General features: G+C 49.4%; 14 protein-coding genes. 8 read left to right on the top strand and 6 right to left on the bottom strand.

Translation table 11 applies throughout. The annotated features are described in order from the left end of the window. Positions 1 to 417: 417 nt before the first annotated feature. From grpE to QUB44_RS28395, 8 genes are all read left to right on the top strand, one after another. Positions 418 to 1,212, top strand: a complete 795-nt coding sequence (gene grpE, locus QUB44_RS28430) for a nucleotide exchange factor GrpE (RefSeq protein WP_333372708.1) — start codon at positions 418 to 420, stop codon at positions 1,210 to 1,212. Positions 1,213 to 1,506: 294 nt separating this feature from the next. Further along, complete coding sequence (gene dnaK / locus QUB44_RS28425) at positions 1,507 to 3,636, top strand: molecular chaperone DnaK (RefSeq protein WP_333372705.1); 2,130 nt, start codon at positions 1,507 to 1,509, stop codon at positions 3,634 to 3,636. 132 nt (positions 3,637 to 3,768) lie between these two features. After that, the gene (gene dnaJ / locus QUB44_RS28420) at positions 3,769 to 4,896 is read left to right on the top strand and encodes a molecular chaperone DnaJ (RefSeq protein WP_333179976.1); all 1,128 of its coding nucleotides are present in this window, start codon (positions 3,769 to 3,771) and stop codon (positions 4,894 to 4,896) included. A gap of 291 nt (positions 4,897 to 5,187) precedes the next feature. Further along, entirely contained in the window at positions 5,188 to 5,478 is a 291-nt protein-coding gene (locus QUB44_RS28415) for a sulfurtransferase TusA family protein (RefSeq protein WP_333372702.1), read from the top strand. After that, positions 5,475 to 6,725, top strand: coding sequence for a ribosome small subunit-dependent GTPase A (gene rsgA / locus QUB44_RS28410; protein ID WP_333372700.1), 1,251 nt, complete (start codon positions 5,475 to 5,477; stop codon positions 6,723 to 6,725). Before QUB44_RS28415 ends, rsgA begins: the two co-directional genes overlap by 4 nt. A gap of 241 nt (positions 6,726 to 6,966) precedes the next feature. After that, on the top strand, positions 6,967 to 7,752 hold the full coding sequence (locus QUB44_RS28405; RefSeq protein ID WP_333372697.1) for a MotA/TolQ/ExbB proton channel family protein: 786 nt from the start codon (positions 6,967 to 6,969) through the stop codon (positions 7,750 to 7,752). Between the two features lie 15 nt (positions 7,753 to 7,767). Then, positions 7,768 to 8,496: a biopolymer transporter ExbD gene (locus QUB44_RS28400; protein ID WP_333372694.1), complete on the top strand. Its 729-nt coding sequence runs from the start codon at positions 7,768 to 7,770 to the stop codon at positions 8,494 to 8,496. Between the two features lie 594 nt (positions 8,497 to 9,090). Further along, positions 9,091 to 9,288 carry an NblA/ycf18 family protein gene (locus QUB44_RS28395; protein WP_006635253.1) on the top strand — a complete coding sequence of 66 codons (198 nt, stop codon included), beginning with the start codon at positions 9,091 to 9,093 and terminating at the stop codon, positions 9,286 to 9,288. A gap of 432 nt (positions 9,289 to 9,720) precedes the next feature. Here the strand turns inward: QUB44_RS28395 and QUB44_RS28390 are convergent, their stop codons facing one another. From QUB44_RS28390 to QUB44_RS28365, 6 genes are all read right to left on the bottom strand, one after another. Next, entirely contained in the window at positions 9,721 to 10,152 is a 432-nt protein-coding gene (locus QUB44_RS28390; protein WP_445251382.1) for a hypothetical protein, read from the bottom strand. 98 nt (positions 10,153 to 10,250) lie between these two features. Beyond that, positions 10,251 to 11,453, bottom strand: coding sequence for an anhydro-N-acetylmuramic acid kinase (locus tag QUB44_RS28385; RefSeq protein WP_333372692.1), 1,203 nt, complete (start codon positions 11,451 to 11,453; stop codon positions 10,251 to 10,253). A 53-nt stretch (positions 11,454 to 11,506) separates the two neighbouring features. Then, positions 11,507 to 12,238, bottom strand: coding sequence for a PP2C family serine/threonine-protein phosphatase (locus QUB44_RS28380; RefSeq protein ID WP_333372710.1), 732 nt, complete (start codon positions 12,236 to 12,238; stop codon positions 11,507 to 11,509). 416 nt (positions 12,239 to 12,654) lie between these two features. Beyond that, complete coding sequence (locus QUB44_RS28375; protein ID WP_333138046.1) at positions 12,655 to 14,421, bottom strand: AarF/ABC1/UbiB kinase family protein; 1,767 nt, start codon at positions 14,419 to 14,421, stop codon at positions 12,655 to 12,657. Positions 14,422 to 14,532: 111 nt separating this feature from the next. Continuing rightward, complete coding sequence (locus QUB44_RS28370; protein ID WP_333372690.1) at positions 14,533 to 14,865, bottom strand: DUF6825 family protein; 333 nt, start codon at positions 14,863 to 14,865, stop codon at positions 14,533 to 14,535. 520 nt (positions 14,866 to 15,385) lie between these two features. Then, a complete protein-coding gene (locus QUB44_RS28365) occupies positions 15,386 to 16,957 on the bottom strand; it encodes a protein kinase domain-containing protein (RefSeq protein WP_333372688.1) in 1,572 nt (523 codons plus the stop codon). Positions 16,958 to 17,413 lie beyond the last annotated feature (456 nt).

The raw sequence follows: 17,413 nt of genomic DNA, 5'->3' as shown, positions 1-17,413 counted from the left end.
AATAGATAGTCTAGATGGAAGCTCATAACGGTAAATGTATTATTAGGTACATTTTACACCATAAACTCAGAAGAGCCCTATGGTTTTAAGTAAACCTTGAAATATCAAGCCTCCTAGGTGGAAAATCTTGTAGTATACTTAACAGAAAAATATACTTACTAAAAATTGTTGTCAAGGCGATCGCGTTAATGAAACATCAGGAACCAACAAACCTTGGGTTTGCCCGATTGCTGCCATATTATACGTAAATATCTAAACGGGCCTTTGAATATTTTATGGAAAGCTTTGAGGAATGTCTCCAGATCGGGCGAGATTTCCTCTTTTCAAATTGTGCCATACACAGTCAATTCGAGTCCTCTAGATTTACCGGGTTAACTGTATCTGCTAGAATTGATAGGGTTCTGTCGCGCAGCTTTTATGATTGACGAGGAAAAACAGCAAGATCAAGATCCTAACTCAACTGGGGAAACTACCCCAGAGGGTTCCCCAATGGCAAGCGAAAATCCGGCGGCATCAGGAAACTCGAACGAATCGGCGGATTGGGAGCTCGAACTTGCTCGAGCTTATCAAAGTGCTCAAGGCGATCGCACCCCAGCAAACGCATCGGGGCCTACCGTCACCGGCAGTTCAACCAACAGTCCGACTGCAGACGCGGCGGAGCCTTGGAAGAAGGAACTGGCGCAGGTAACCGATGAAAAAGAGGCTTTAAAAACTCAGTTGCAAGCCGCATCCGCTCAACTAGAAGAGCTGAAAAATCAAAATCTCCGCCTAGCAGCAGATTTTGAGAACTTCCGCAGGCGCACCCAAAAGGAAAAAGAAGAGCTAGATTTACAGGCAAGGTGTCTCACGATCAAACCCCTGTTGCCGGTAATTGACAATTTCGAGCGCGCTCGATCGCACATCAAGCCGCAAACCGATGGCGAAATGAACATTCACAAAAGCTACCAAAGCGTTTACAAGCAAATGGTAGACGGCCTCAAGCAAATAGGGGTTTCTCCGATGCGCCCCGAAGGCGAACAGTTTGACCCCAACCTCCACGAAGCTCTACTCAGCGAGCCAACTGACGAACACGAGGAAGGAACAATTATCCAAGAACTAGAACGCGGCTACATTCTGGGCGATCGCGTCTTACGGCACGCCAAAGTGAAAGTTGCAGCGGCTGGGCTATCTGTGGTAGCCTCAGATGAAAATCCCGATAGTTCGGAAGGTTAATCGGGATACAAGCTACTGCATTCCTCAAAGTCACTGACCCCCGAATAGAATTCGGGGGTTCCAATGTGGCAGAATCACCAACTTCTTAATTAAAGATGACTAAAAGCAGGTCAGCGCTTTCTCCAAAAATTCTGAAAAATGTTTTTACCAGTCTTTGATATTGCCTGATTGACATCAAGTTTATTTCCTACAAATCAGGTCTGGTAATGCTTGTTTAAACAAGCTGAGTCGTTTTTCCTCCCCCAACTTGTAGTTGGAGGTTTCCAAACATCCCACAAAGTTTTATGAGGCGCTATGGGAAAAATTATTGGAATTGACTTAGGCACGACTAACAGTTGCGTAGCTGTGTTAGAGGGCGGTAAACCCGTCGTGATCGCCAATTCCGAGGGCGGCCGCACAACTCCGAGTATAGTAGGATTTGGCAAGGCGGGCGATCGCTTAGTAGGTCAATTGGCCAAGCGGCAAGCTGTAACTAATGCTGTAAATACTGTCTACAGTATCAAACGATTTATCGGACGGCGGTGGGACGACACGGAAGAAGAACGATCCCGTACTCCCTATACCTGCATAAAAGGCAAAGACGATACCGTTAACGTCCAAATTCGGAACAAGGTTCACACTCCCCAAGAAATCTCGGCAATGGTACTCCAAAAGCTCAAGCAAGATGCTGAAGCTTATTTGGGACAAACTGTTACGCAAGCCGTGATTACAGTGCCAGCCTACTTCACAGACGCCCAACGGCAAGCTACTAAAGACGCCGGAACGATCGCGGGCCTAGAAGTCCTGCGGATCGTCAATGAACCGACGGCTGCAGCCCTTTCCTACGGGCTGGACAAGCAAAATATAGAACAGAAAATCTTAGTCTTTGACCTGGGTGGCGGTACTTTCGACGTTTCGATCCTGCAACTGGGAGACGGAATTTTTGAAGTCAACGCTACATCCGGTAACAACCATCTCGGAGGAGATGACTTTGACGACTGCATAGTCCAGTGGCTCGTAGAAGCTTTCCGGACTCAAGAAGGCAGTGACCTCTCACAAGACAAAATGGCCTTACAGCGGCTCCGAGAAGCTGCCGAAAAAGCGAAAATCGAACTCTCCAACCGCGAATCCACCTCAATCAATTTGCCCTTCATCTCTTCTGACGAGAAAGGGCCGAAGCATTTGGAAATGGAACTCTCCAAAGCTCAGTTTGAAAAACTGGTGGCTCATTTGGTGCAAGCGACGATCGATCCGGTGACTCAAGCCCTTAAAGACGCAAGTTTGACCCCCAAGGACATAGACAGAATTATTTTAGTGGGAGGCTCCACCCGGATTCCGGCAGTTCAAAAGGCAATTAGCAAGTATTTTGGGGGCGTTTCTCCCGATAAATCGGTCAATCCCGACGAAGCTGTAGCCGTAGGCGCGGCAATTCAAGCCGGGGTGTTGGGTGGTGAAGTCAAAGACTTGCTGCTGCTCGATGTGACGCCGCTCTCCCTGGGACTCGAAACCTTGGGCGGGGTGTTTACCAAAGTAATCGAGCGCAATACAACTATTCCCACCAGTCGATCGCAAATGTACAGCACGGCGGCAGACGGGCAAACCTCGGTAGAAATTCACGTGCTCCAAGGCGAGCGGGCATTGGTTAAAGACAATAAAAGTCTCGGCAAGTTCCTGCTCAAAGGCATTCCCCCAGCCCCTCGTGGCGTCCCTCAAATCGAAGTTACCTTTGAAATCGATGCCAACGGGATTCTCAAAGTGGCTGCTGAAGACAAAGGAACCGGAAAAGAACAAAGCATCCAAATTTCCAATACAGGTGGATTGAGCGAAACAGAAGTCGAGCGGATGCGACAAGAAGCCGAACTTTACGCCGACGAGGACATCAAGCGTGCTCTACTCGTCGAACTCAAAAATCAAGCTGACTCCCTCGTCTATAATTGTGGTGTAACTTTAAAAACCAACGCGCAACTGCTGAGTGACGAGCTCAAGGTTGAAGCGGAAACAGCCGCAGCAGCCTTGCGGGCAGCGATGACTAACTCCGACATCACAGTCGAGGAACTCACCCCCGCAATCGAATCTTTCAAGCAACTGCTATACTCGCTGGGGACAGCAGTCTACGACCAAGCCCGCAGCGGGGTAGCCCCGTCAGGAGCTGTTGTTGAAAGCGAGATGATGTCAGAAGTAGAATCATCAGAACCAGAAGAGGTTAAAGCGGACGACGACAGCATTTTGCTGAAAGAAGAGCTGCTGGTGGCTCCCCAAGCTCCGCCGGAACCAAAGCCGGAACCAAAGCTCGAATCAAAGCCGGAACCAAAGCCGGAACCAAAGCCGGAGCGACAGTCAAAACGACAGTCAAATCCACAGTCAAGTCCACAGTCAAATCCCCAGTCAAAACAAAAACAGAAGGTTCCCGAACCAGAAGTTGATGATATGAATCCTTTCCTTTAAAACAGAAAAGCTAAAAATTAAAAGTTAAAAATTAACAATGAGAATTTTTGATTTTTAATCTGTAATTTCAGGAAAGGTCGCCCGTTTCTTTTTCGTACACTTTTTGTTATTTACCTCCAGGCAAGCAGCTCTATGGCCGGTGATTACTATGAAATATTAGGCGTTTCTCGCAGCGCAGACAAAGAAGAAATTAAGCGTGCTTACCGCCGCCTAGCTCGCAAGTACCATCCAGATGTCAACAAAGAATCCGGTGCTGAGGAGCGGTTTAAAGAAATTAACCGCGCCTATGAGGTACTCTCAGAACCAGAAACCCGCGCCCGTTTCGACAGGTTCGGCGAAGCAGGGGTCAGCGGTGCAGGCGCACCTGGGTTCCAAGACTTCGGTGACAGCTTTGCCGATATTTTTGAAAGCTTCTTTCAGGGTTTTCAGGGAGGTGTCGGCCAACAACAGCAAGGTCGCAGGCGCAGCGGGCCGGTGCGCGGAGACGATTTGCGCCTGGATTTGCGGCTAGATTTTCGGGAAGCAGTGTTTGGTGGGGAAAAAGAACTCCGCATCAAGCATCTAGAAACCTGCGAAACTTGCACCGGGACTGGCGCGAAACCGGGAACCAGACCACAAACCTGCTCGACTTGTACCGGCAGCGGTCAAGTCCGACGCGCTACCCGCACTCCTTTCGGCAGCTTTACTCAAGTTTCTGTTTGCCCCACTTGCAACGGCACCGGGCAAGTGATTGAGGATAAGTGCGAAACTTGCGGTGGCCGGGGCCAGAAAGAAGTGATGAAAAAGCTGAAAATCACAATTCCGGCTGGGGTTGACAACGGTACTCGCTTACGCGTTTCCAATGAAGGGGATGCCGGCAAACTGGGCGGCCCGCCCGGGGATCTCTACGTGTTCTTGGCGGTGAATGAAGACCCGCTATTTAAGCGCGACGGCACTAACGTTAGCTCGGAAGTTAAGATTAGTTATTTGCAAGCAATTTTAGGGTGCCGGTTGGAAGTGGAAACCGTAGACGGGCCGACGGAATTGTTGATTCCTAGCGGAACTCAGGCGAATACTGTTCTGACTTTGGAGAAAAAAGGGGTGCCTCGGTTAGGAAATCCAGTCAGTCGCGGCGATCATTTGATTACGGTGTCAATAGACATTCCGACTAAGGTGACTGCTGAGGAACGGGAGTTGCTGATGCAGCTTGCTAAGCTGAAGGGCGATCGTACCGGTAAAGGCGGTATAGAAGGATTTCTGGGCAATTTATTTCAGAAATAAGCAATTTTTGACACCCATGGGTGTCAAATTTTCCTGTTTCAGGATTCCCCGGCAATTTGTTTTAGTACCTGTCAAAAAATTGTGTGCAATTGCTCACAAAAATCTCAGGTGGGACGCTTCCTGGGCACTCGGTTTCAGCAGCGCTCAAAAAAGTGAGCGCAATTGCGCTCACTTCTTTCAGAAAGAATAATAGTCTGTGTCCAATTGGACACAAAATTTTAGATTCTCCAGTTTCCAGGCAACTTGTTTAAAAAACTAAGGCTTTCAGGATTTGAGATTGCCAAAAACATTATGAATTCAACATCCAAAATTGAAAATCCCAAATCCCCAGATGCCAAAATCGATCTGCGGGGTACTCCGTGTCCTCTGAATTTTGTCCGCACTAAACTGCGCTTGGAGCAAATGGCACCGGGTGCTGTTTTGGAGGTGTGGCTGGATGCTGGGGAGCCGATCGAACAAGTACCTGATAGTCTCAAAATGGAAGGGTACCAGATTCTGGAAACGCAATTTGTGGCGGATCAGCCGGAGTCGGGCTTTTTTTCAATGAAAGTGCAGCGCCCAGAAGACAAGGAAGCAGGATGAGCCTGAATTCACCCTCGATCGTGGGTACTGTAATTGCTGTTCAGGCTAACTTCTACCAAGTGAGGTTAGATCCCGAAGTCTCCATTGACGGGAAAAATGCTCCCCTCGCGGATTCTCCGACTCTCCTGTGCACTCGTCGCACTCGACTGAAAAAAATTGGCCAACAGGTGATGGTGGGCGATCGCGTGGTGGTAGACGAACCCGACTGGACTGACCGCCGGGGTGCAATTTCTGAAGTCTTCCCGCGCCAAACAGAACTCAACCGCCCGCCTGTAGCTAATGCCGATCGCATTCTCCTCGTTTTTGCCCTTGCTGAACCAGACTTAGATCCCGCATCATTAACTCGGTTTTTAGTCAAGGCAGAATCAACAGGTTTAGAGGTGAGTTTATGCCTGAACAAATGCGATTTGGTCACGCCCCAGGAGTTGGAACAGTGGCGCGATCGGCTTTCAGGCTGGGGCTACGAACCAATGTTTATTAGCGTCCGCAGCGGCGAAGTAGTCCAGGAAGCCACGAAAGAAACTAAAAAAGAAGTTTCTGCCCAAGAACCAGCTTCCCATGACTTAACGGAGAAAATAGAGGGATCTAGCGTGACTTTTGAGGAGAATTCCCTACTTCTAAAGTCGGTCGATAGCTTAGATCCGTTAAAGTCCGTACATGGCCCGTTGCCGAACTTCCTTCTGCAGCACTTGCAAGGGAAAATAACGGTAATTTGTGGCCCTTCAGGGGTTGGCAAGTCCAGCTTGATCAACCAACTGATCCCGGCCCTGAATCTGCGAGTGAACGCTGTTTCCGGCAAACTCGGCCGCGGGCGCCACACGACTCGCCATGTAGAACTATTTGAACTCCCAGGCGGCGGACTTTTGGCCGATACTCCGGGCTTTAATCAGCCGGCTCTCGAATGCGATCCCTCAGAGTTAGCGGAATATTTCCCAGAAGCGCGCCAGAGGCTGGCTTTGGGTAGCTGCCAGTTTAGCGACTGTTCGCACCGAGACGAGCCTAACTGTGTCGTGCGCGGCGGTTGGGAGCGCTACGATTATTACTTGAATTTTCTCTCCGAGGCGATCGTCCGCCAGCAACAAGAGCAAAACTCTAGTAGCGCCGAATCGAGTTTGAAGCAGCAAACCAAGTCGGATGGTACGCAGCATTACGAACCTAAGCTGCAAACTAAAAAATATCGTCGCTCTTCCCGCCGCCTTCAACACCAGTCACTCCAAGATATGTGTCAAGACTTAGAGGAATTGTGAGGAAGTCGCCGCCCATCGCCCGTAAGCACTAGAAAACAGAACCAAGACTTACCAAGGAACTGGGTTTCCTCGACGAAAATACTGGGTTGCACCCCAAGGTCCCGTTCGCAAAACCGGCTTTCTTTAGTCGCGAGTGCGTAAGTCCTGAGTACATTAATAGCTAAAATTAAATGGCCTTAGATTTGTTAAAAAAAGTAGAACAGAAGCAAAAGTTAGCGGGTACTGCAGGAGCAAAAATATTGTGAATATTCAAGAACTGTTTGAAAAAGGCGGCCCCGCCATGTGGCCCCTGTTGGTGTTATCGATTTTATCTTTGAGTACAATTATCGAGCGCTTGTGGTTTTGGGCGAGCCTCCTGAGCAAAGAAAAGCAGATAGTTAACCGCATCCTCGAAGCCGCCCGCAGCGATTGGGGCGCGGCTAACGAGATGGCCAGACAAGCTAACCGACAGCCGATCGGGCGATTTCTTTCTGCACCCCTGCGGCTCTACAATCCCGAACCAGATTTATTTCGACTCGCTCTCGAAGCCTCCGCCGATGAAGAGTTGGCTTCGATGCGCCGCGGCGACAAAATCTTAGAAGCTACGATCGCTCTCGCGCCTTTGCTGGGCTTGCTGGGAACAGTTTTGGGCTTGATTAACTCGCTGAGCTCCATCCGTCTGGGCGACATTGGCACGGCGGCCACGAGTGGCGTGACATCGGGCATTGGCGAATCGCTGATCACGACTGCTACTGGGATGGTAGTAGCAATTTTTACCTTGGTGTTTTATCGCATATTTCAAGCTTTTTTGTTCAACCAGGCAAAAATATTTCGCAAAGCTGGAAATGAACTGGAATTGCTTTACAGGCAATACTGGCCTGCTGCTAATGCTAAGGGTCGAGTACCCGGTGCAGAATACAGCAATTCTTCTTTTGGTGCAGATGGTTTGAACAGGCGTTCTCTCAATTCTCAAGAATCGGGAGAACGGAATCGGGAGCCGAAATTGAAAGGTTCCGATCCGGCTGAAGATTCACCTTCTAATAATTAAAACTCCTGAGAACTGATGAAGATTAATCTAGATACTCCTGCTGAAGAGGCTCGGATTGAACTGGTGCCTTTAATTGACGTGATCTTTTGCATTCTGACGTTTTTTCTCCTGGCGGCTTTGCAACTGACTCGCCAGCAAGCAATTAATGTCGATTTGCCTAAAGCGAAGACTGGACAAACGCAGATGCGAGAGATGCTGATTGTCAGCATTGACGATTTCGGGCAAACTTATATCGACCAATTGCCTGTTAATTACCAACAGCTCGATCGAGTTTTAAAGAGTTTCCAAAGCCAAAATCCTACGGGGTTGATGGTGCTGTACGCTCCTCAAAATGCGAGATATGCCAAAGTTGTGGAGGTTTTAGACAAATTGAGAGAGGTAGGGGGCGATCGAGTTGCTCTGGCAACTCTTCCTAGTTCGGCTTCCTCCCCATTGCCCAATCCCTCGGTTCCCAATTCTGGCATTCCTGCGGCACCTGCGATCGGCACTTCCGGTCAACCTCTGCCGTCTCCTGTGCCTCCGGGGCAGCAACAGTTCAACCCCAATCAGTTTCAATCCCCTCTCTCCGCTCCCGGGCAGCAGCAGTTCAATCCCAATCAGTTTCAATCTCCTCTCCCGGCTCCGGGGCAGCCTAGCAACTTTGGGGTAAATCAGGGCATTCCTCCTGTTTCGCCTGCACCCGCCGCTCCCAATATCAGACCCGGAATCGCCACTCCACCGCAGGGTGGCGGGCCCTCGAATTAGTTAGAAGGAAGAAGGTTCGGCAACGGATTGTGTAACGGATGTAACGGATGTCAGTCCGATGTCCGTCGGAAGAAGGGAGAAGGAAGAAGGGGAGAACAGAGAAATAGAAATTTTCCCAATCTCCCAATCTCCCGCTCTTCCGCTCTTCCGCTCTTCCGCTCTCCTCATTTCCCCCTCTCCTCATCTCCTTATCTTTCAATCTCCCCCTTTCCCCATCTCCCCATCTCCCGCTATCCCCCTCTCCTGATCTCCCCCTCTCCTCCTCGCGGAGAGCATCTCCGCCGGATTTGGTATAAAAGGTTTCAATTCTTTTGGTTCGTACTGAGCCTTTTTTCTCTTGACAAGTAGATACACTTGTATGTGCCTGCGGAAGGAACTTTTGCAGACATCTCGCCATCTCTATCGCTAAGTAAGTTATTTCCAAGGACAGATGGTAATTTTGTCAAATAATTGTTACCTTTTGTAATATAGACTAAAGCCAGATGGGCCATCGGGCATCCCGAAACCAACTGTCGATCGCTGAAACAACTTACAAATCTGGTTAATCCAGGTGTTCACTTTTAAGTCACCTTTACTTACAGAGGAGTCAAAGTCATGAGCCAACCAGCAGAATTGTCTTTGGAACAGCAATTTAGCCTGTGTTCCTTTAAAACACAGGTAAGTGACATGAGCCGCGAACAAGCTCAGGAGTTTTTGGTCAAGCTTTACGAGCAAATGATGCTACGAGAAACCATGTACCGCCATTTTCTAAAACACCACTGGGGTTTAGAACCTAACCCAGGCGTTGAGTAACCAAGAGTCGCAGTCGGCGACCTCCGTCTCTTACTCTCTTCCCTCAGGCGGAAAGGAGTTGGGGGTGATGGGGCGTCACTCGAAGTCAGAAGGTAGAAGGCATCTGTACAGACATGAGGAAAATTTGACAATTCCTTTGTGAATTTCACTGAATGTGGAAGTCGAGGTAAGCAGTTTGTCGATCAACACCACCGGAGAGCGCCAAGATAATTTATTGCGCCTCGCCTCGAAAATTGGATAACTCTTAATAATAAGTGTTAATTTTTTAACCAATTAAAATTTTTAACAATTCAATATATTTGTCTTTAGTTGCAGCGGATGAGGTTTGATAGCAATGGCGCTAGTCGGACATCTGAGCGCGACCTCCGACTAGCAAAACCTTAAGTTTTCACATTAATCCCTAGAACTCGCAACTGTGGACTCTAGAAAGAGTTATTCCCCCTGACGTTCGAGAGTTGCTTCCATTGTACTCGTCAAGTAATGACCAGACATGATGCCGCTAGATTGGTAGTAGCGGTTGTCATCAACCCGGTGAAGGGTATCAAAACCAGTCCGCCGCTGGCGTTCGTCTCCCAATACCCAATAACGCTGGACGATCGACTGCGGAGCAATCCAACCTTCGCCCTCGACGCGGGCGAGTTCGCTGTGTTGGAGTACAAAAGTATACTGCCGTTCATCGCTGTTGAGGTGTCCTCGGTACTGCAAAATAATCTCTTCGCGATCGCCTCCAGGAAATACGAGCTTGGTCACCATACTGAACCAATCTGTTCGGTTCCAGCTCACTAAAGTTTTGCCTTTAACCGTAATTGGCACGCCATTGCGCTCAATCCAGCTTCCTTCGAGCGTCCATTGGCCAGATTCCATTAAAAACGTGTGAGCCACAGTGCTGTTCCTATGCTTTTGCTGCTGGCTACAATGCTGGTGCAACAACGCACAGCCGTTGTCCCTCAGACTCTATGCTATCACGCCCAACTGTGCCAACAAGAGTTAATTTCTCCTAAAAGTACCGATGTCCGGGCACCGGTAACTTGAGGCAGATTGCCGGGAATGCCCCGAACCCGCCATGCGGCTAACACCGCGAAAGCGATCGCCTCTTTAAAATCTACACTCAAGCCTGCCTCAGAAGTAGTCAACACTTGCACTGGATGCAATTGAGATTGCAATCGGCGTTTTAAGTAGAGATTGTGGCTGCCGCCCCCGCACAATAAAACTCGATCGGGCATAGCCGGTAAAAAAGTTTGGTAACTGTGAACGATCGAGGCAACAGTCAGTTCTGTCAGAGTAGCCAGCACGTCAGCAGGACTGAGGTTGTAACCTTGGGCCTCGACCAAACACTGGTCAAAATAGTCTACACCAAATAACTCTCGCCCAGTAGATTTCGGCGGTACTTGGTGGAAGAAGTTTTGCAGCAGCCAATCCTCCACTAAAGCTTGACAGGGAGTTCCCGATGCCGCCCAAGCTCCACCTTCGTCGATCGTCTTAGTGCCGCCTGAGAAGTGCTGTACTGCCAAATCTAACAGGGAATTCGCCGGGCCGGTATCCCACCCCGATATGCCATCCCCAAGACTGAAAATCTCAGACTCGTCATTGTTTCCCCCTTTTCCCCTGGCCGGAAGATAGGTAACATTGCCAATTCCGCCCAGATTTTGGATGCAGAGGCTGATGTTGGGTTCCGCCAGCAGGCAGGCATCAACTATTGACACTAAGGGTGCTCCTTGACCCCCTGCTGCAATGTCTGCCGATCGAAAGTTACTCACCGTAGTAATTCCTGTCAATTCCGCAATTAGCGCGCCCCGCCCGAGTTGCAAGCTGTAGCCCATTAACGCACCGGCGCTGTTTTTCTGGGCTTTCCCAGCAGGCCGGTGGTAGACGGTTTGACCGTGAGAGCCGATTAATTCGGCTTTATCATATTCTGCTTGAATTGTCAAGGCTGCCCTGGCAAATTCTTGGGCGATGGCATCATCTAATTGGGCTAGTTCAGCCATTGACAAAGCTGAGCCACTGCAAACCGAGAGAATTTGCGATCGCAAATTAGCAGGATAAGGGAAAGTCTTGCCGGCCACCAATTGCACTTTCAAGTCTGTTTGGGAACCGACCACATCCACCAAAGCAGCATCAATGCCATCCACCGACGTGCCGCTGATCAAACCGATAACGCGGGTCATGCAATTTTAGATTTTAGATTTTAGATTTTAGATTTTCCGGGGGGTTGCCCGATTTATTTGAGGTCGAGCGTCACGATCACCACAGTAATATTATCGCGTCCACCTTTATCCTTAGCTGCTTGAATTAAAGCATTTGCAGCGCCCTCGCAAGCGCGAATCGACTTCAGAGGCGAAGCTATCAAAGGATCGGAAAGTTCTTCAGTCAAGCCATCGCTGCAGAGCAGCAAGCGATCCCCAGGCTGCACGTCCACCGGCAAAATATCTATCTCCCGCAAATCATCGCGGCCCAAACACTGCGACAAAACGTGACGCCAAGGATGACTGCGAGCTTGGTCAGGAGTTAGGGCCTTTCTTTTCACAGCCTGAGCCACCCAAGTCTGGTCTTCAGTAATCTGTTCCAAGCGAGATCCGTGCAGTCGGTACAAGCGAGAGTCCCCGATATTAGCGCACCAGGGTCGGCCCTCATCCCTAAACATGAGAACCACAGCCGTAGTTCCCATATCAGCACGCTCTGGGTGGTCGAGCTGATCCGTCAAAATTGCTTGATTGGCAATTAAAAAAGCCTTTTCCAACAACACCGGAGAATCCTCTGGCCCTTCCCAATGTTCGAGCAAATAAGATTGAATCGCCTGAGTCGCAATCCGGCTGGCTTCTTGACCTCCGGCGTGTCCTCCCATTCCATCGGCCACTATGAAAAATCGCCCGTCAGAGTCTATATAGTACGAATCCTGATTTACGGAACGAACTAGCCCTGTGTCTGTCTTACCTGCGAAAGAGCGTTTCATAGATTGGGTGATTGGACTCATCGAACTTGAAAGCTTGATTTAATTGGGTGCAATGTTTTCTTCCAAAACTTAAATCCCGAACGGGAGTTGAAATTTCTGCACCCGGCGATCGCGAGTTTTGGAAAAATTGCACTTCCTTGACCTTATATTGTAGATCGTATGATGGTCATCCCATCTTAAAATTTCGGTAAATCCAGTAAATTCAGCAGCACCTGCAAAAAAAACTGGATTTCTACCCAAAATCAGAGGTTTTGCTGGCGAAAAACCTAGGTAGCAATCGGGTTTTTCGCCTCAAAGGGCGTAAGTGTTGTAAATTTCAGCAATCTGTGGTCAGCCAGCCAAAACTTAACATTCGATGTCAAATTTTGGCTGGCGAGAAATTTCAAACCTGAAATTTCAAATCGCAAATTGCACAATTATGACATCCTGTCTAAACGATCGATCCGCTTGAACAAACGCAGCATAGCAAACCCTGCACCCGCAGCCAGCACGGCAACAGCGACAGCCGGCCAGACTTGATTGCTGACAAACAAAATTGTCGCCGACAAAGTAAAAGCACTCATCAGCAAAGCATAATTCGTGCCCATTTGAGCGCTGCTCATGCGACGAAGCAAGCGCTCTGTTTCGGCCGAACGGACGCGAATCCGCAAATCTCCCTGTTCGAGTTTATCAATAGTCTCCTCAATCCGGCGGGGCAAACCCAAAGCACTCGAACTCACCTGAGCCGCCTGACGGCCGATTTCGTTAAAAATGCTGCTACTTGTATCATGGCCATTTCCATTAGTCATAAGCTGCATGGCAAAAGGTTGTGCCACCTCCATAAAGTTGAACTCGGGATCTAAACCTCGGCCCACCCCTTCGATGGTGGAAAAAGCTCGCATTACAAAAGTAAAGGTAGCTGGGAAGCGAAAAGGTTGGTTGTAGGCAATATCGTAAAGGTCGTCGGTAATCGCGCTCACGGACTGATTTTCAAAAGGCTTGTCCATGAAGTTATCCAGCATATACTGAATGCTGCGGCGCACCGGACTCATATCACCCGTAGGCACCAAAGCTCCCAAATTGATCAGAGAATCCATAATCCGCTGTCCATCCTTGGAAGCAATGCCGTAGAGTGTCTCCATCAGTCCTTCGCGGACGTTCGACTGGATTTGCCCCATCATGCCAAAATCGTAGAAAATCAGACAACCGTCAGCACTAACAGCGATGTTGCCGGGGTGTGGGTCAGCGTGGAAAAAGCCGTCGTTGAGTAACTGTCGCAAATAAGCTTTTGCGCCCAACTGAGCGATTAATTTACGATCGATACCGGCCGCTTCCAAAGCTTCGTAGTGGCTGATTTTAATTCCGGGCAGGTATTCCAAAGTCAGCACTCGCGGAGCTGCATACCGCCAATAAACCCTCGGCACCCGCACCCAGTCACAGTTGCTAAAATTGCGGCGAAAAGTATCAGCATTCCGGCCTTCATGGAGATAGTCAATTTCCAGCCACAGAATGCGACAGCATTCCTCATAAATCCCCATCCAATCTCGGCCGCGGCCCCACTTAGGATGGTTTTGAAAGTATCGGGCAATTCCCTTAAGAATTTGCAAATCGATCTCGAAAAGTTTCCGCAGTCCAGGTCGCTGCACCTTGACAACCACTTCCGGGCCCGAATGCAGTTGAGCTTTGTGTACCTGACCCAGACTTGCAGCAGCCAGGGGTACTGGGTCAAAGCTGCGGTAGAGTTCTTGAACTGTCTTGCCTAAATCTTGCTCAACAATTACCTCTAACTGCTCGTAGCTGAAAGCAGGCACTTTATCTTGCAGCTTAGAAAGTTCCTCCACAAACTCTGCTGGGAACAAGTCGGCGCGGGTGGAAAATAACTGCCCAACTTTAATGAAAGTTGGCCCCAAATCCAAGAGTGTTTCTCGAACCCAGATAGCTTGAAAGCGGCGTCTGGCAACTTTCTTTTCTTCAGTCACGCCTCCCCAGTAGCTCCAATTTTTGCTGTCGAGCCAGAGGGAAGCCAGCCAGAGCAAGACAAAGGCCCAAATGTCGAAGAAGCGCCGCTTCCGGGAATATTTTTCGCGATTCCAGCGATAAGCTTTACTTTTGTAGGATTTACTAGCAGTTTTTGGCTCATCGGCTTCGCCAGTGTGCTTGGGGGAGCGCTGGCGATTAACAGAGTCATCAAGGAGAGCAGACACTTGGGTTCCCAAATTGCTTATTTTATGTTGTTGCTTTGATTGAAAGTAGGAGCGCAGGAGCGCAAAGCAATGCGCTCACGTAGTAAATAATAGTTGTGGTCGAATCGACCGCTAGGGCAAACTGCTGCGGTAACGCTGCAATTCCGATCGCACCAGAGCCACTTCGGCGCGCAGCTCGTCAATAGTCGCTTGCAAATCAGCGGGATGGATGTCTTGAATGGTGGTGGTGCTTGCAGTGCCAGTTCGGGTCTGCATCGCTTCCTCCGAAGCTCGATTAGCCCGTTCCACAACTCGATCTGTGAACTGCCGCAGGCGTTCTCTTTGTTCTGCGTCAAATTTGCCGATTTCGGAGAAAGCGTTGGTTGCTGCGCTTTCTAATTGCTCGTACAGTGCTTCGGCAAGTGCTCTGCCTACAAAAAAAGCATGAACTGGGGGTTTACTCATAAAAAATCTCTGTGCGCTTCCGCAACAAATTATAACTTGCTTGTCCCCGATGGTGCTTGTTCCCAAAGAAAGGAAGTTTGGGGGAATTGACACTCCCACCCCGAGTGTCGGGGATGGGATTGTTGAGAGTTAGAACAGTCTAACGCGCCACGGCTTAGCCCAAAAGCCTCGTGTACACTGGCTCAAATTCGAGGTTGGGGTTGCTTTCTACCAAAATGTTTGCAGCTTGGCAGTATTAATACGCGACCTCACACCACCTCAGCGCCGCGCACATATTCTAACATAATTTAAATCAAAATAGGAAACCGTCCTGCATTTTTTTTCGGGCATTTGGATTGCAGAGGGAATAGGAAATAGTCGATAAACTCAGACGGCGACTGTTGGGATTTTCAGCTTCGACGGAAGTTTTTGGAAGATAGTGGTTGGCTAGGTAGGGCCTTATTATCTAAACTACTGAGCGGATATTTGCTGACTTATAAAACCAAGTATTTGTCCGCACTTTTAACCAATAAAAACCATACTAATTTGTCGCAGGTTCGGGAAAAGGCATCGTGGGATCGGCCACAGGAGGTGGTGAATCAGGTGCGATCGAACTATCTGAATTGTTGCCACTGGGACTTGGTATCGCAGGCTCAGGCGATCGCTCGATCGGCGACGCTATTACTGGCGACGGGGATTCCGACGGCGGCAGGGTTTCTGCGCTAGCACTCTCAGGGGCAGGCGGGGCGGGTGCGGCGGGCGGTTCTGCAGGCAGGGGCGCAACTTCTGGTACTGGTGCGGCTTCTGGTTGGGGCTCTGGCTCGATTTCGGTTTGAGGCTCTGGAATGGGGGACTCAGAAGGCTCCTCTGCGGGTTCGGGCGTCGGGGAGGACTCCGGTTCGGCTTCGGGTTCTGGGGCGGGAGTTTCCTGGTTTGGGGACTCAGAAGGTTCGGCGCTAGTTTCTGAGGGTTCGTCGATCTGTTCGGAAAGGTTGCTGCTGTCTAAGGGGGGTTTGGGACGCTTGTTGAGTTCGATCGGGTAGAGAGGGCTGCTTTCGACAGATGGCTGCCCGAACATTGGCCCTGACAAATCGCGGGATTTGAGCAAATCTTCCAGAGATGGGAAGGACTCACTTTTGGGCCCATTACTGAGAGTCGTGCTGTTGTAGTGCGATGCTAGGTCAAAACCCATCCAGCCTGCAATTACAGCCGTTACCACAAACGCCACAAAAGTCAACTGTGGCGGGGGAGGTGCGGGCAATCTTAGAGTTTGCTTGCCTTTTCTTTTTACTGATACTCGCTCTGTTTCTTGCAGCATGGTGAGCCAATTTTCCACTGTTTGAGGGCGGTTGTGGGGGTCGATTTCGAGTCCCTGAAGGATGGCTCGCTCGATTCCTGGACTGAGGTTGGGCTGAAATTGCCGTAACTCAGTCAAGGGAATGCGATCGCGCAAGGGTGCTGCTACGGGCGCCACGCCGGAGAGTAAGTAGTAGAGGGTGGCTGCGATCGCGTAGATGTCCGTGGCCGGTGTACATTTAGCCTCATAGAGGTATTGTTCGATCGGCGCGTACCCGGGGGAGAGCAAGTTAGTGTGGGTTTGTTTGGTGCCGGCGGTAAAGCCGCGGGCAATTCCGAAATCTATTAACATTACTACGTGAGAATCGGCTCGCCGGATAATATTTTCTGGCTTGATATCTCCGTGCAGCAATCCGCTGTGGTGAACTGTACTTACGGCTGAGGCTATTTGCCGAATATAGTGCAGGGCCTGGGCTTCTGGCAGCGGCTGATCGGTTTCGACTATTTGGGCGAGAGTTTGGCCCGGAATGTAGTCCATTGCAATAAAAGACTGTCCGGCTTCTTCAAAAAAGTCAATTACCCTGACTATGTTGGAATGCTGACACCGCGACAGGCGTTGGGCTTCGGCAATAAACTGCTGCTGAAATTGGTCAGATTCTGGGTGTTGGCGCAGACTTTCGTTGAGGGTTTTGAGTACGACGGTTTGGTTTAAATGGGTGTGGATAGCTCGGTAAGTGATGCCGAACCCTCCTATCCCTAAAGTCGCGTTAATTTTGTATTTGCCCTGTTGCAGGACTGTTGCTGGCGCTAAGTTCATCTTCAGTTGATGCCGTTTCCCAAACTATGCTACCGCCTTTGGGTTATTTCGCAGAGTTAGGGGTGAGGTTTGAGCGATCGGCGCCCTAGTTTGAGCTTTAGCTCTGCTATATCTTTAATCTTGGCATCCCCACGTCATTTTATCTGTAGTAGGTATTGTGAAACTTAACGCTCCGGCTTTCCAATTATAAAAATCCCGCTCTTGTGGAACGGGAAAGCCATCAGGGTGCATCTATAATATCTGACTCTAACTTATGGGGGGTACAACCCCTCATTGCTTTAGCAAGTCTTTAAAATTAGCCGATTTTTGTAAAGATTTAGGTTTTATGTTGACTTATTAGGACTTACGCATTGACAAAAAACATCATCTATGTATTCTAGACAATGCCATCACTGAATCGGTTTGCCAAAATATGCTCACGTATAACTGAAGTGAATAGATTTCTTTGGACTTCAT

Origin of the sequence: Microcoleus sp. AT3-D2, assembly GCF_036705715.1 — a bacterium.
In the GTDB taxonomy this organism is placed as follows: Bacteria; Cyanobacteriota; Cyanobacteriia; order Cyanobacteriales; family Microcoleaceae; genus Microcoleus.
Note: the sequence above shows the minus strand (reverse complement) of the source record. Positions and strands in the feature narration are given on the sequence as shown.